Source organism: Dactylosporangium siamense (assembly GCF_016862795.1).
Classification (GTDB): Bacteria; Actinomycetota; Actinomycetes; order Mycobacteriales; family Micromonosporaceae; genus Dactylosporangium; species Dactylosporangium siamense.
Map to the genome: position 1 here is coordinate 72347 of NZ_BONQ01000016.1, position 15794 is coordinate 88140.

At 70.4% G+C, this 15794-nt stretch carries 9 protein-coding genes and 1 pseudogene; 6 read left to right on the forward strand and 4 right to left on the reverse strand.

The genetic code is table 11. The features are described from left to right. The first annotated feature begins 4 nt into the window (after positions 1-4). The 3 genes from Dsi01nite_RS03865 to Dsi01nite_RS03875 are packed head-to-tail and all read left to right on the forward strand — an operon-like array spanning position 5 to position 4891. Positions 5-1084, forward strand: a complete 1080-nt coding sequence (locus Dsi01nite_RS03865; RefSeq protein ID WP_203844600.1) for an endonuclease domain-containing protein — start codon at positions 5-7, stop codon at positions 1082-1084. Continuing rightward, entirely contained in the window at positions 1071-1712 is a 642-nt protein-coding gene (locus Dsi01nite_RS03870) for a hypothetical protein (protein ID WP_203844601.1), read from the forward strand. Before Dsi01nite_RS03865 ends, Dsi01nite_RS03870 begins: the two co-directional genes overlap by 14 nt. Beyond that, positions 1709-4891: a helicase HerA domain-containing protein gene (locus Dsi01nite_RS03875; protein WP_203844602.1), complete on the forward strand. Its 3183-nt coding sequence runs from the start codon at positions 1709-1711 to the stop codon at positions 4889-4891. Before Dsi01nite_RS03870 ends, Dsi01nite_RS03875 begins: the two co-directional genes overlap by 4 nt. Positions 4892-5156: 265 nt before the next feature. Here the strand turns inward: Dsi01nite_RS03875 and Dsi01nite_RS03880 are convergent, their stop codons facing one another. Further along, entirely contained in the window at positions 5157-6347 is a 1191-nt protein-coding gene (locus Dsi01nite_RS03880; protein WP_239135660.1) for a polysaccharide lyase family 7 protein, read from the reverse strand. Positions 6348-6709: 362 nt separating this feature from the next. On the opposite strand from Dsi01nite_RS03880, the gene Dsi01nite_RS03885 reads away from it, so the two are divergent. Further along, positions 6710-10321 carry a CARDB domain-containing protein gene (locus Dsi01nite_RS03885; RefSeq protein ID WP_203844603.1) on the forward strand — a complete coding sequence of 1204 codons (3612 nt, stop codon included), beginning with the start codon at positions 6710-6712 and terminating at the stop codon, positions 10319-10321. A gap of 118 nt (positions 10322-10439) precedes the next feature. On the opposite strand, the gene Dsi01nite_RS03890 is transcribed toward Dsi01nite_RS03885, so the two are convergent. Continuing rightward, entirely contained in the window at positions 10440-11129 is a 690-nt protein-coding gene (locus Dsi01nite_RS03890) for an FHA domain-containing protein (protein WP_239135661.1), read from the reverse strand. A 224-nt stretch (positions 11130-11353) separates the two neighbouring features. Here Dsi01nite_RS03890 and Dsi01nite_RS03895 point away from each other — a divergent pair, with 224 nt between their 5' ends. Then, positions 11354-12775 carry a cellulase family glycosylhydrolase gene (locus Dsi01nite_RS03895; protein ID WP_203844605.1) on the forward strand — a complete coding sequence of 474 codons (1422 nt, stop codon included), beginning with the start codon at positions 11354-11356 and terminating at the stop codon, positions 12773-12775. 9 nt (positions 12776-12784) lie between these two features. Here Dsi01nite_RS03895 and Dsi01nite_RS03900 read toward each other — a convergent pair whose 3' ends face one another. Together Dsi01nite_RS03900 and Dsi01nite_RS03905 are read right to left on the reverse strand one after the other, a co-directional pair. Continuing rightward, positions 12785-13870: an amidohydrolase family protein gene (locus tag Dsi01nite_RS03900; protein WP_203844606.1), complete on the reverse strand. Its 1086-nt coding sequence runs from the start codon at positions 13868-13870 to the stop codon at positions 12785-12787. Positions 13871-13963: 93 nt separating this feature from the next. After that, the gene (locus Dsi01nite_RS03905) at positions 13964-15016 is read right to left on the reverse strand and encodes a lytic polysaccharide monooxygenase auxiliary activity family 9 protein (protein ID WP_203844607.1); all 1053 of its coding nucleotides are present in this window, start codon (positions 15014-15016) and stop codon (positions 13964-13966) included. A gap of 222 nt (positions 15017-15238) precedes the next feature. Between Dsi01nite_RS03905 and Dsi01nite_RS03910 the strand changes: the two are divergent. Beyond that, positions 15239-15794: pseudogene (locus Dsi01nite_RS03910) on the forward strand (hypothetical protein); the annotation flags it as partial.

Below are 15794 nucleotides of genomic sequence, written 5' to 3' on the forward strand. Positions count from 1 at the left end.
GACCATGAGGCGAGGTTCGCCGGTGGCGCGGTGGTGGGAGGTCCCACCCCCGTCGCGGGCCAGCTACCTGGCCGGGGTCGACCCGGAGCTGCTCGCCGTCGACCTCGACCCGCTGCCCGACGGCGCGCCCGCGGTGGTCCAATTCCACCCCACCGCCGGCACGGTCGGCGACCCGGTCGACGTGCTCCTCGGCGAGCTCGACCGCGCCGCCCTCGCCCTGTTCCCCGCCTGGCTGCCCGGTGCCGAACACCTCGAGGGACCGCAGGGATACGGCGTCCCCGCGGTCCGGGCGCTGGCCGCCGAGGCCGCTTCCCGGTCCCGCACCTTCGGGCCGTTCCTCGCCGACCTCGCCGAACGCGCCCTGCGTGGCCGTGCCAGCGGCCGGCTCCGGTTCCCCGCCGAGGTCCGCGCCGCCGGCCTCGCCAGGGTTGTCGCCGACGCCTACGGCCGTGACGGCACCGCGCTGCTCGTCCACGTCCCCACCGGCCTCGGCCCAGCCTCGCAGGCCTCGCTCACCCACGCCGCCGAGTGGCTCGCGCACTGCGGCCGGCTCACCGTCTGGCTCGCCGGGGCGCCCCTGGACACCGTCGACCGGATCCGCCCGGTGCCGCTCATCCTGCCACCGCACCTGACCGGCCTCGCCGCGCAGGCGCAACACCTGGACCCTCCCACCGGCACCGAACCGGTGCCGGTGTTCACGTTCCCGCCGCTGTCCGGGCAGCCGCGCCACGACAGCGCCGCCGAGAGCACCCTGGAACGCGCGCTCGCCCCGCACGAGTGGGCCCGCGACCGGCGCTGGAACCACACCTACGACGGGCCGCTGCTCGGCCTCACCTACCGCCTCGACCTGTGCTGGCCCGCCGACGGCGTCGTCGTCGAGGTCGACGGGCCCGAGCACCGGCAGCCGCTGCGCTTCGCCGACGACCGGCAACGCGACGTGCACCTGCAACTACACGGCCACGACGTCCTGCGCTTCACCAACGACCAGGTCCTCGCCGACCCCGGCGCCGTGGTCGAGAAGCTGCGCCAACTGCTGCACCAACGACGGTCAGTCAAGGAGAGGATCGCCCATGCCGAGCACTGAAGAGGTCCCCGCCCTCACCGGAACCCAGCTCCTCGCCCTGGTCGTGCTGATGGCCGAGGCCCGCCCGCTGAACAACACCGAGCTCAAGACCCTGGCCGGGTTCGCACTCACCGGCGCCGACAACAAGAAGCTCGTCGGGCTCGGCCTGGTCGAGACGGACCGCACGCAGCGGCCGTTCGCGCACGAGCTGACCGATCAGGGCTGGGCTGTCGTCCAGCGGATCCGGACCCCGCCGGCCCGCACCACGTCCGCGGTCCGGTCCCTGGTGACGCTGCTGACGAACATCGACCGGGCGCTGCAGGGCCGCTCCAGCCACGCCATGTTCTTCACCCGCACCACCGAGGAACCCGGCGAGGGGCCCACCGTGGACCTCGAGTCGAAGGTGCGGCTAGGATACGACAAGCTCACACCGGGTCCGGGCGAGTGGGTCAGCCTCGCCGATCTCCGCGACGCCCTCGACGGCGTGGACCGGACCGACCTCGACACCACGCTGCGGGCCATGGCCCGCCAACGCGGTGTCCGGATCATCCCCGTCGCCAACACGAAGGCCCTGAGTGACCGGGAACGGGCGGCGTCGCTGAGTCTCGGCGACGAGCCGCACCATGTGCTCGCGATCGGCGCCGCATGATCACCGCCGACGCGCGCCGGGCGCTGGAGGCCCTGGACTTCAACCCGGCGCCGACCCCTGAGGACGTGTGGCGTCCCTCCCCGTACGACATTCCGGAGCTGCACGCGGAGGCAGCCGGCCAGATCCTGGCCAACGTGAACAAGGCGCGCACCGGCGACGACGCGACCCCGCTCGGGGTTGCCGTCGAGGGCCGCGCAGGCTCTGGCAAGACGCACCTCCTCGGTGCCGTGCGCGAGAAGATCCAGCGCGACAGTGGCTTCTTCTTCCTGGTCAGCCTGACCAGCGGCAGGAACTTCTGGGCGAGCACCGCGCTGTGCATGGTCGAAGGGCTCAGCCGCGACGCGATCGGCTACAGCACCCAGCTCAAGACGTTCCTTCGGTGGCTGACGGCGTCCCTCAACCTGCCAGGGGAGGTCCGCGAGGCCATCGCTGGTGAGGCCGACCTGACCCGGGCGCAACTGGACGCCTTCATCCTGGCGTTGCGGCAGTTCAACGGGACCGTTGGACAGCAATACCAGGACACCGCGCGGGCGCTGGCCCTGTGGGGCTCCCGCGATTTCGAGGCGCAGGATGTCGGCTACGCCCACCTCATCTCCGAGCCGGGTGATCCAGCTGGCCGGAAAGCGTGGGGATTCGCGTTCGATGTGCCCAACCCGCAGGAGATCGTGCGCGAGATCTCCCGGCTCATGGCGCTCACCCTCGCCCCGAGCGTGATCGCCTTCGACCAGATCGACACCGTCCTCGCGCAGAGCACCACGCTGCTCACCCGGCTGCACGAAAGCGTCGAAGACGATCTGGGCCAGGTCTTCGGACCGATCGCCGACGGCCTGCTGATGCTGCGTGAAGTTACCCATCGGACGCTGACGGTCGTGTCGTGCCTGCCGGACACCTGGGAGATGCTCCGCAAGTGCGCGCCGGTGCCGGTGCTCGACCGTTTCCGGTCCACCAGGCTGCCCGACCACATCCTCAGTTCGGAGATCGGTCAGGCGATCATCGCCAAGCGGTTCGCCGTCAAGTACGCCGAGCAGCGGTTTGCGCCGCCGTATCCGACCTGGCCCATCCGGCCGTCGGCGTTCGCCGACGCGCAGGAACTCACCCCCCGCAGGCTGCTGCGCATCGTGGACGAGCACGTCCAGTCATGCCTACGGCAGGACGAGATCAGCGAACTGAGCCGCCTCGTCAGCGGCGTCGCCGAACCCGTCGGCCGGGCCGTCGCCGAACCCGTCGGCCGGGCCGTCGCCGAACCTGTCGGGGATGCCGGGTTCGAGACCCTTGACGCGCTGTTCGCCGCGCTCGTGGACCGGGCCGAGGTCGGCGACGCCCTCGATTCGAGGACCGAGGACGCCGCCGTGCCAGTGCTGCTGGCGGCCGGGATCGCGGCGTGGATCGACGAACAGGCGCCAACGGGCGCCGTGTACAAGCAGGACCCGCTGCCGGCCGCGATGCCGGTCCTGCATGCCCGGCTCGTTCAGGTGATCGACGAGTCGACCGAGCACGAGGCGCACTGGGGGTTCCGCGCGATCGGCAGCAAGGCCGCGGTCGCGGTCATCAGCCGGGTCAAGGCCGCGTGCACCATGGCAGGCCTGGACGTGGCCGTGCCGCAGCGCCGGCTCGTCCTGCTCCGTAACGGCCCGTGGCCCACCGGCCCCAAGACTACCGAGACACTGCGGGCGTTCATGGAGCGCGGCGGCGTCGTGCACGCCCTGACGCCACAGGATCTGAAGATCTTCACCGCGCTGCGTGACCTGCGCACCGCGCCGCGCCCCGATCTGCAGGAATGGCTGGTGTCCCGGAAGCCCGCGAGCCGCACCGCCCTGTTCGCCGCGCTGCTGCAGGAGCCGGCCGTGCCGGAGTCCGCTGCGCGGGAGTTTGCCGCGCCGACGCCCGCCATCCTTGCGTCGCAACCGGTCGCCTCCGCTCAGCAACCACCTCCGACCCTGGACACTACGCCAGCGTCGATCGGGCTGGGGCGGACCGCCGACGGGCAGCGGGAGTTCGTGGTCGACCTGGAGTCGCTGCGGCGGCACACGGTGATCTTCGCCGGGTCGGGGTCCGGCAAGACGGTGCTCATCCGGCGGCTCGTCGAGGAGTGCGCCCGCAGCGGGGTTTCCGCGATCGTCCTCGACCCCAACAACGACCTCGCCCGGCTCGGCGACCCGTGGCCGGAGCCGCCCACCGGCTGGGGCTCCGGCGACGAGGCAAGGGCCCGCGACTACCTCGACCACACCGACGTCGTCGTCTGGACGCCGCGCGTCAGCGCCGGGCGGCCACTGGCGTTCCAGCCGCTGCCGGACTTCGGACCCGTCCGGGACTCCCCGGACGAGTTCGACGCCGCCGTCCACGCCGCCGTCGCCGCCCTCGCGCCGCGCGCCGGTGTCGCGGGCCCGTCGAAGTCTGCGCAGCAGGGCAAGGCTGTGCTGACGGAGGCGTTGCAGGCGTACGCGAAGAGCGGCACCGTCGGCCTGCGCGGCTTCACCGATTTCCTGACCGAGCTGCCGGACGGGGTGAGCCGGCTGGCGAAGGCGGAGAAGCTCGCCGGGGACGCCGCCGAGACGTTGAAGGCGGCAATGGTGACCGATCCGTTGTTCGGGGGGAAGGGCGCCGCGGCGGACCCTGGGGCGCTGCTGACGCCGCCGCCGGGGAAACGGGCCAGGGTGTCGGTGATCAGTCTCGCCGGACTCACGAACGACGAGCAGCGGCAGAGCTTCGTCAACCAGCTGCAGATGGCGCTGTTCGCGTGGATCAAACGGCACCCGGCCGGCGACCGGCCACTCGGCGGGCTGTTCGTCATGGACGAGGCACAGACCCTCGCACCGTCGGCGGGAAACACGCCCTGCACGGCGAGCACGATCGCCCTCGCGTCACAGGCCCGCAAGTACGGCCTGGGTCTGGTCTTCGCGACGCAGGCGCCGAAAGGGCTGCACAACCAGATCTCCGGCAACGCGACGACGCAGTTCTTCGGGCTGTTGAACTCGCCGGCGCAGATCGACGCTGCCCGCGAGCTCGCCCTGGCCAAGGGCGGCAAGCTGCCCGACATCGGGATGCTTGGTAGCGGCGAGTTCTACGCCGCGGGAGAGGGGTTCTCGTTCGTGAAGGTGAAGGCACCGCTGTGCCTCTCCCACCACCCGAAGGCACCCCTCTCCCCGGAGGAGGTCGTCGTCCGGGCGGCGGCTGCGTGATGTGGTCCGCATGAACTGATCGCCGAGGGCCGGCCTTCCGCCCGGGAGTCCGGCCCTCGGCCGTGGCCGCCTCCGATCGCCGGCGTTGCTTCCGCGATCGCCTCGGGGCGATCGCAGAACCGGTGGCGCGCGGAGGGGCGACCACGGGATGGGCGCGTATGCGCGATCCCAGCCAGCGCGGCACGCGCGGCTGTGTGAGCGCAGCGAGCATTGGGGGTCCGGGGTGAGAATCCCCCGGCGGGACCCGCCGCTTGCGGTGGGGCAGCTAGGAACTGTGCGAGACGGTCAATGCGTAGAACTTGACCTTCGCGCCGTTGGTGGTGCTGTCGGAGGAGGACTGGTTGTAGGAGCCGGCCTTGAAGTACATGCCGTACTGGTTGAAGGACGAGGGGATCGCATAGCTGGTGGTGCTGCCGTTCACGGTCAGGTTGATCCGGTTGCCGCCGGAGATGGCGATGACGTAGGACCACTGCACGCCGAGGGGGACGTTGCCGACGAGGTGGAGGGTCTGGCCGCCGTCGGGGGAGTTCTCGGTGCCGAGGTAGATGTCGCCGTTGGGGCGGTAGTACAGCTCCAGCAGGGGCTTCGTGGACGGGCCGCCGGTGCCCAGGTGGACCTGGCCGACGCAGACGTTCTTCGTCACGTTCGGGATGCGCAGCGTGGCGGAGAGGCGGTGCGAGCCGGCCAGGCGCCAGTCCGCGGCGCTGCCGTTGGCGTTCATCTCGCGCAGCTCGGAGCGGGCGTAGTTGGAGTTCGGCGTCGTCACGCCCTTCTCCGGGGCCCAGAACGTCATCGAGCCGTCGTTCTTGTCGGTGAAGAAGTACGCCGGGTTCGTGTACCCGTTGGCGCCCCGCAGCTGTGACGACGGGATGGTGGTCGGCGCGCCGGGGGAGCCGACCGGCAGCTGCAGCTGCCAGATCGACAGGTCGAAGTTGCCGCCCGGCGCGACCGCGGGGTTGAGCCCACCGGTTGGAGGCGGCACGGTGCCGCCGGGCAGCGTCCAGGCCTGGTTGGCGGTGCCGGTGCAGGACCAGATCTGCAGCCGGGTGCCGTTCGCCGAGCTCTGCCCGGTCGCGTCGAGGCACTTGCCGGAGCCGGCGTTCACCAGGGACCCGTTCGAGGCGGTCCACTGCTGCGCCGCCGAGCCGTTGCAGTCGTACAGCTGGATCTTCGCGCCGTTCGCGGTCGACGCGGCGGTCACGTCGAGGCACTTGCCGGAGCCGCTGTTCACGAGCGCCCCGCCGGAAGCGGTCCAGGTCTGGGCCGCGGTGCCGTTGCAGTCGTAGAGCTGGATCGCGGTGCCGTTAGCGGAGCTCGCCGCGGCCACGTCCACACACTTGCCGCCGAGCCCGGTGATGGGACCCGCGGTTGCCGCATCGGCGCCGGTGCCAACGAGCACGCCGGCGATCAGAGCCGCGGTGGCGGCGGTGACGGTCGCGAGGGTTCGTCTTCGCATGGGCTGTCCTTCACAGAGCGCCGGGGAATAGGCAGAGCGGCTAACAATAAACAACCCTGTCTATACGTTGTCAACGGTTCCTTGCCGCGCATGTTGACGAACCGGCACCCATCTGAAATCTTGGATGTCCAGCGACGCAAGAACTTTGCAGATCCCGTCAAGATTCTGAATGTCGCTGTGCAAGCCGCGTAGCAGTCGACCGCCACCGCCTGCTCCGTCCCACCCACCCGCTGTTACCGCCGAGCCCACACAGCCCATAGGGCGCACCGACACCCCCGGAGCGCCATGCCGCCATGCCCGCAGGGTCCAACCCCGCGGGCCCGGTGTGTCGCGCCCTCGCCCCGATGAGAGGCCAAGACGTCATGAGTACACGAAAGCCCAGGTGGCGGCTCTTCGCCGCGGTCCTGGCGACCGCGGTCATCGCCGCCACGATGCCCACGGCCGCCGAAGCCGCCGGTGGACCGAACCTTGCCCTCGGCAAGCAGATCCAGGCCAGCAGCTCCAACGGCCCGTACGGCACCGGCAACGTCAACGACGGCAACGCCGCGTCGTACTGGGAGAGCGCCAACAACGCGTTCCCGCAGTGGATCCAGGTCGACCTCGGGGCCAACACCGCGATCGACCAGGTGGTCCTGAAGCTGCCCACCAACTGGGGCACCCGCACCCAGACCCTGGCCGTGCAGGGCAGCGTCAACGGCACCACGTTCAACGACCTGTCGGCGTCGGCGGGGCGGGTGTTCAACCAGGCCTCCGCGAACGTCGTCACCATCAACTTCACCGCCGCGAGCGTCCGGTACGTGCGGGTCACCATCACCGCCAACAACGGCTGGCCCGCCGGGCAGCTGTCGGAGTTCGAGATCTACGGCACGGCCGGCACCGTGCAGCCGCCGACGGCACCGGGGAACCTCGCCTACACCCAGCCGGCCTCCGGGCAGATCCGGCTGACCTGGACCGCGTCGACGTCCGCGTCGGGCATCGCCAGCTACCAGATCTTCGCCAACGGCTCGCTGCGGGCGACCGTCGGCGGCACCGTCCTGGTGTACACCGACACGCAGCCGGACACCGCGACCGTCGAGTACTACGTGAAGGCGACCGACCCGGCCGGGAACACGTCGGCGGAGAGCAACCACGTGACGCGGACCGGCACCACCCCGCCGAACGGGCAGAACCTGGCCCAGGGCAAGGCCATCGAGGCGAACTCGTCGACCTTCACCTTCGTCGCCACCAACGCCAACGACGGCAACGTCGGCTCCTACTGGGAGTCCAGCGGCTTCCCCGGCATCCTGACGGTGAAGCTCGGCTCGAACGCCGACGTCAGCTCGGTCGTCGTCAAGCTCAACCCCGACGCCGCGTGGGGCCCGCGGACCCAGGCCATCCAGGTCCTCGGCCGTGAGCAGTCCGCCACCGGCTTCACCTCGCTCAAGGCCCGCGCCGACTACAACTTCAGCCCCTCGGCGAACCAGAACACGGTGACGATCCCCGTCAGCGGCCGCGTCGCCGACGTGCAGCTGCAGATCTTCACCAACAACGGCGCACCCGGCGGCCAGGTCGCCGAGCTCCAGGTCATCGGCACCCCCGCGCCCAACCCGGACCTCGTGGTCACCGGCCTCACCTGGTCGCCGGCCACCCCGTCCGAGGTCAACGCGGTCACCGTTTCGGCCACGGTACGCAATGCCGGCACCGCGGCATCCACCGCCACCACGGTCAACGTGAACGTCGGCGGGACCTCCGCCGGGACCGCCAACGTCGGTGCGCTCGCCGCCGGCGCGTCCACCACCGTCACGGTCAACGCCGGCACCCGCGCGCAGGGCAGCTACCCCGTCTCCGCGACGGTCGACCCGGCCAACACGGTCGCCGAGCAGGACGAGTCCAACAACGCGTTCACCGCGACCTCGCAGCTGGTCGTCTCGCAGGCGCCGGGCCCGGACCTGCAGGTGCTGAGCGTCTCGTCGAACCCGTCGAACCCGGCGGTCGGCGCGGCCGTCAGCTTCACCGTCGCGGTCAACAACCGCGGCACCACCGCCAGCGGCGTCTCCAGCGTCACCCGGGTGACGGTCGGCGGTGCCACGCTCAACGGCACCACCGCCTCGATCGCGGCCGGCGCGACCGCCAACGTCACGATCAGCGGCACCTGGACGGCCACCAGCGGCGGCGCGACCATCATCGCGACCGCCGACGCCACCAACGTGGTCGCGGAGACCAACGAGAGCAACAACTCGCTGACCCAGTCCATCGTGGTCGGCCGGGGCGCCGCGGTGCCGTACACCTCCTACGAGGCCGAGGCCGGGCTGTACCAGGGCACCCTGGTCACCGCCGACCCGCTGCGCAGCTTCGGGCACACCAACTTCGGCACCGAGTCCTCGGGCCGCGCGTCGGTGCGCCTGAACAGCCAGGGCAACTACGTCGAGGTCACCTCGACCAACCAGGCGAACTCGATCGTGGTGCGCAACTCCGTCCCGGACTCCGCGTCCGGCGGCGGCGCCGACTACACGATCAGCCTGTACGCCAACAACGTCTTCGTCCAGAAGATCACGCTGTCGTCCAAGTACAGCTGGCTGTACGGCACGACGGACGACACCGAGTCGCTGTCGAACTCGCCGCAGGCCAACGCCCGCCGCCTGTTCGACGAGTCGCACGTGCTGCTCGCCAACTCGTACCCGGTGGGCACCAAGTTCAAGCTGCAGCGCGACGCCGGCGACAACGCGTCCTTCTACTACATCGACCTGATCGACCTGGAGCAGGTCGCGCCGGCGCTCAGCCAGCCGGCCGGTTGCACGTCGATCACCACGTACGGCGCCATCCCCAACGACGGTGTCGACGACAGCGCCGCCATCCAGCGGGCCGTCAACGACGACATGAACGGCGTCATCAGCTGCGTGTGGATCCCGGCCGGGCAGTGGCGGCAGGAGCAGAAGATCCTGTCTGTCGACCCGACCCGCGGCCAGTACAACCAGAAGGGCATCCGCAACGTCACGATCCGCGGTGCCGGCATGTGGCACTCGCAGCTCTACACGCTGACCGAGCCGCAGAACGTGGTGGGCAACATCAACCACCCGCACGAGGGCAACGTCGGCTTCGACATCGACGACAGCACCCAGATCTCCGACCTCGCGATCTTCGGCGGCACCCAGAACCGCGCCAACCGGGGCCACGGCCTCAACGGCCGCTTCGGCAAGAACACGAAGATCAGCAACGTCTGGATCGAGCACGTCAACGTCGGCGCCTGGGTCGGCCGCGACTACAGCGACACCCCGGCGTACTGGAACCCGGCCGACGGCCTCGAGTTCACCGGGATGCGCATCCGTGACACCTTCGCGGACGGCATCAACTTCTCCAACGGCAGCCGCAACTCGAAGGTGTTCAACTCCTCGTTCCGCACCACCGGCGACGACTCCCTGGCGATCTGGGCGAACCCGCGGGTGAAGGACGCGACGCTGGACATCGCGCACGACAACCACTTCACCAACAACACCGTCCAGCTCCCGTGGCGCGCCAACGGCATCGCCATCTACGGCGGCTACGGCAACGGCGCCGAGAACAACCTCGTCTCCGACACGATGAACTACCCCGGCATCATGCTGGCGACCGACCACTCGCCGCAGCCCTTCAGCGGCACCACGGTCATCTCCAACAACGGCCTGTACCGCTGCGGCGGCGTGTTCTGGAACGAGGACCAGGAGTTCGGGGCGATCACCCTCTTCCCGTCCACCCTGGACATCGTCGGCGTCACCATCCGCGACACCGACATCTACGACTCCACCTACGACGGCATCCAGTTCAAGAACGGCGGCGGCAACATGCCGAACGTCGCCATCACGAACGTCCGCATCGACAAGTCCAACAACGGCGCGGGCATCCTCGCCATGTCGGGCGCCCGCGGCAACGCCAACCTGACGAACGTGACCATCACCAACTCCGCCGACGGCAACATCGTCAAGGAGCCCGGTTCCCAGTTCGTCATCACCGGCGGCTGACCGTTCATCCCAAGGCGGGCCCGTCACCTCTCCGAGGTGGCGGGCCCGCTTTTCCGTGATCCGGAAGAGTTTGGGCAGTCAGGGGTGCACGAGGTCTTCCGGATCACGGAAGAGCGGCTTACGGCTCGGCTTGGACCTGGACCAGCAGGCGGGTCGTGCCGATGGTGATCTCGTCGCCGGGGTTGACCGTCGCCGAGGTGACCTTGTGGCCGTTGACGCGGGAGCCGTTGGCGGAGCCGAGGTCGGTGAGGGTGAGCTGGTTGCCGTCGAAGTCGAGACGGGCGTGCTGGCGGGACGCGCCGGTGTCGGCCAGGCGCAGGTCGGCCTGGTCGCCGCGGCCGATGACGGTGCTGCCGCGCTGGACGGCGTGGGTGGAGCCGTCGTCGGTGACCAGGCGGACGCCGCTGTCGGGGCCGCGGCGGGTGCGCTGGTCGGCGCCGGTGTAGACCTGGGCGTCGACGCGGAACAGGCCGGACGCCAGGTTCTCGCCGCGGGAGACCTCGACCAGGATGTCGCCGTAGACGGCCCAGCCCTGCTCGCCGATGTACTCCGCCTGGGACTGGGCGAGCTCCTTGGCGAGGGCGGCGGCATACGGGGCGAGCCGTTCGTGGTCGGCGGGGGACAGGGCGATCACGTAGCGGTTGGGCACCAGGATCCGGCCGCCGGGGATGCTGGTCTTGCCGGCGTTGGCCTCGCCCTGCATCGCGTTGAGGATCTCGACGGGGTGGACGACGCCCTTGAACACCTTGGCGAAGGCGCCCTCGACCAGGCCTTCGAGACGCTTCTCAAACCGCTGCAATCCGCTCACGCCGCCACCTCCGCTACGCTCCGGCGACGCCGAGAGCGAAACCCTGTAATACCGGTGAGCAGCCCAAGGGCCGCTCACGCATCCAACGGTAGCTCCCATGAACGTTTCATTCTCGTCGTGGTAACGACAAACCCCGTTGAGCTGGGAAAAGGACCTGTTCAAGCGTGTCCCGGGACACGCCTGTAATTGGCGTCACCCTGGTGAAACGCCCAGGATCGCCGGTCATGAAGGTCTTGCACAGACGTGGTCTCCTCGCGGTGGGCGCCGCCGCCGCCCTCGCGGTCACCGGCATCGTCGTCCTGCCCGCCGTCAACGCCTCCGCGGCGAGCGGCTGCCGGGTCGCGTACACCGTGGCGAACCAGTGGCCGGGCGGCTTCACCGGCAACATCACGATCACCAACCTCGGCGACCCCGTCAACGGCTGGACGCTCGGCTGGACGTTCCCCGACGCGGGACAGAAGGTCGGGCAGGGCTGGTCGGCGACGTTCAGCCAGAGCGGTGCCGCCGTCACGGCCCGCAGCCTCGACTACAACGGCAACCTCGGCACCGGCGCCTCGACGGGGATCGGCTTCAACGGCACCTGGACGAGCTCGAACCCGATCCCGGCGTCGTTCACCCTCAACGGCGTGACCTGCACCGGCGGCGTCACCAACAGCCCGACGCCGAGCAGGACGCCGTCGAGCTCGCCGAGCACCAGCACGAGCCCCAGCACACCGCCGCAGGGCGGCACGCCGCTCGCCGCCAACGGGCAGCTGCACGTGTGCGGGGTCAACCTGTGCAACCAGAACAACAAGGCGATCCAGCTGCGGGGCATGAGCACCCACGGCATCCAGTGGTTCGCGAGCTGCGTCACCAACGCCTCGGTGGCCGCGCTCGCCGACGACTGGAAGGCCGACCTGCTGCGGATCGCGATGTACGTGCAGGAGCAGGGCTACGAGACGAACCCGGCCGGGTTCACGAACCAGGTCAACCAGTACGTCGACCTGGCCGAGTCCAAGGGCATGTACGCGATCATCGACTTCCACACGCTGACGCCGGGCGACCCGAACTACAACCTCGACCGGGCGAAGACGTTCTTCGCGTCGGTGGCCCAGCGCAACGCGAACAAGAAGAACGTCATCTACGAGATCGCCAACGAGCCCAACAACGTGTCGTGGCAGGGCATCAAGTCCTACGCGGAGCAGGTCATCCCGGTCATCCGGGCGGCCGACCCCGACGCGGTCGTCATCGTCGGCACCCGCGGCTGGTCGTCGCTGGGCGTGTCCGACGGCAGCGACGAGAACGAGATCGTGGCCAACCCGGTGAACGCGTCGAACATCATGTACACGTTCCACTTCTACGCCGCGTCGCACACGGACAGCTACCGCAACGTGGTGTCGCGGGCGTCGGGCCGGCTGCCGCTGTTCGTCACCGAGTTCGGCACCGTCACCTACACCGGCGGCGGCGCGGTTGACCTGGGCAGCAGTGCCGCTTGGCTGGACCTGCTCGACTCGAAGAAGATCAGCTACGCGAACTGGACCTACTCGGACGCGAACGAGAGCAGCGCCGCGTTGCGTCCGGGTTCCTGCGCCGCCGGCAACTGGACGAACCTGAGCGAGTCCGGCGCGTTCCTGCGCGGCCGGATCCGCACCGCCGACAACTTCTAGCGCACTGTTCTAGCGCACCAGGCGGCCGTCGACGAGCACACTGTGCACGTCGGCGGCCGTCGCGCACGCCACGACCGCCCCGGCCCGGTCGCCGGTCAGGTGCCCGAAGCCGGACAGCAGCAGCAGGTCCGCGCGCATGCCGGTCTCGACGGTGCCGACGACGCCGCCGAGGCCCACCGCCCTCGCTCCGTCGGCCGTCACGGCACCCAGCAGGTCCCCGGCGCGCGGAGCGAGCGAGGCCAGCCGCAGGGTCCGCAGCGTGTCCCGCAGCGGCTCGAACAGGTCCGGCGGGGTGTTGACGCAGACGTCGGCGCCGAACGCCGGGTGCGCTCCGGCCGAGGCCAGCCGCGCGTACGCGGAGGCGCCGTGCCCCATCGCCGCCTCGACGGCCGGGGTCACCACGACTGCCGTGCCGGTGCCGGCGAGCAGTTTCGCGTCGTCGGTGGTGACCGCGTTGAGGTGCACGAGCTGCAGGTGCGGCCCGAGCAGCCCCTCGTCGTGCAGGCGCCGCACGCACGACCCGGCCGCGTGCGCCGCCACCATGACACCGAGCTCCCTGCCCCGCCTGATCTGCGCGGCGGCGGTGTCGAAGTCGTCGTACTCGGGGCCGAGGATCGCCAGCGCGCCGGTCACCCTCCCGGACGCGCCGGCGGAGGTCCGGGCCGGAGAGGCCGTGCCGACCACGGCCCTGACACCGGACCGTTCGAAGGCGTCCATGACCGCCGCTGCGTGCGCCGGGGACAGGTCGGCGGCGTTGCTGAAGTCGAACACCGTGGTCACGCCGGCGCGGAGCGCCGCGCGGGCGCCGAGGAACGTGGCCTCGCCGGCGTCCGTCGGTGACATCGCGGGCAGCGCGGTGCCGAGCACCTCGCTGAGGTAGCCGGGCAGCGACAGGTCCGGCCCGGCACCGCGCAGCGGCGCCTGCCACACGTGCCGGTGCGCGTCGACGAACCCGGCGGTCACCGTGAGCCCCGTCGCGTCGATGACCTCGCAGCCGGGCGTGGCCCGCGCCGCGAGGCCCGCACCGACGGCCGTGATGACCCCGTCGGTGCAGAGGACGTCGGTGCCCGGCAGCTCGGGACCGCTGCCGGGCACGACGTGAGCGTGCTGAACGAGTACCTGGCGTTGCACGTACACCTCCCAAGAAAGCTTTTTGAAAAGCTATCTCGAAAGGCTAGGCGTGGCAAGTCAGCTGGCGGCGCAGGTGACCGTGGGGGCCGTGTTGGTGCCGGTCCAGGCGCCGTTGAAGCCGAAGCTCGTGGACTGGCCGGCGCCCAGCTTGCCGTTGTAGCTCGCGTTCACGGCGGTCGAGACGCCCCCGGCGGAGGTGATCGTCGCGTTCCAGGACGATGTGATCGTCTGCCCGTTGGCCCAGGTGAGCTTGACCGTCCAGCCGTTCGTGCCGGCGCCGCCGGCGGTGACGGTGACGTTGGCGCCGAAGCCGCCGGCCCACTCGCTGGTCTTGGCGTAGGACGCCGTGCAACCACCCGGCGGGACGCTGGTGGACCGCGACGGTGACGCCGAGACCGACGCCGACGCCGACGGGCTGGTGGACCGCGACGGCGACGCGGACGCGCTGCCGGAAGGCCCGGTGCCACCGGTGAAGATCACGTCGCTGCAGAAGTAGTAGGACTGGTCGAGGTGGCTCGCCTGCCAGATGGTGTACATGACGTGCCGGCCCGTCCGGGAACCGGCGTTGACCTGTGCCTGGTACTGCGGCGCCGGCGCGTACCGGCCGGTGCTGTTGACGAGTTCGAGGCTCGCCCACGTCAACGGCTGGGTCGTCGGGTCGAAGCCCTGCTTCGTGATGTAGATGCGCAGGTAGTCGGCCCCGTGCTGGGCGGCGTCGGTCAGGGTGAGGGTGAAGTTGTTCGGCTTCGTCGCGGCGACCCACGCGCCGACGGTGTCCATGGAGGCGTACCGGCCGTTCTGGGTCCGCCCGCCGCTGCAGAGCTGGCCGTCGGGGATGGCGGCCTGGTGGTTGCCGGCGACGCCCTCGCGGTAGAGGCCGTTCCAGTTCCACATGGTGTCCGGGTTGGCCTGCCAGGCCTGGGCGCACATCGGGTCGGTCTGGGACATGTTGGGGTTCTGGAAGTCGCTGCCCCATCGGGCCCAGCAGCCGTAGTTGCGCGACGGCGGGTCGGTGACCGAGCCGTGCGCGCCGGCGGGACTCTGGGCGACGACGACCGCGGCGGCGGTCGCGGTCAGGACGACTGCCGCGCCGATGGCGAGGCGTCTCATACGGGCTGAAAGTTGCACAGGGAACTCCGTCACGTCGATGCGGAAATGCGTGCATGGCGGCGCCTGCGGTGCAGCTCAGAGGCTGTCCGCGGCGCTGTGCGGCTCCCACCGACAGGATACCCGCAGCATGGATCACGGTGAATGCGTGCGGGAAAGTGTTACGGCCCGCGGGGCGCGCCGGTCTCCTGTCTGCGCAGAGCCGATGTGTCCGAAGGAGATCCAGTGAGCTTGCGACACCTGTCCGCGACGGGCCTCGCCGTCGTCGCGCTGTTCGCCGTGACGGGCTGCGACCCGACCACCCAGACCGGCGCGGCGCCGGCCTCGAGTCACGCCACGGTCCCGGGATCGCCGCCGCCGGTCGGGTCCGGCGGGCTCGGATCGGCCGCGCCCTCGAAGCCCGTCGCGTCGAAGACGGCGGGCGCGCCGCCGTTCTTCACCACCCTGCCCGCCATGCCGAAGCTGACCGAGGCGACGCCGGCGGGGGTGGTGCGGCAGCAGCAGCGCGTGGCCGGGCGGGACAACGGCCAGAGCGCGCTCTACGGCGACCGGTCGGTGTGGATCTTCGACGACACGACCTTCAAGGACCCCTGGGGGTTCATCTCCAACAGCGGCGCGGTGACCCCCGACCTGGACGCGTCCGACGGCATCGACCTCACCTCGAACAACCCCGTCACCGTCGATCCGTCGAAGCCACCGGTCGAGCTGATCCCGAAGCGCCAGGCCGAGCTGGACTACGAGAAGAAGCATCCGGCCCGGTTCGCGTTCTGGCCCGGCCCGG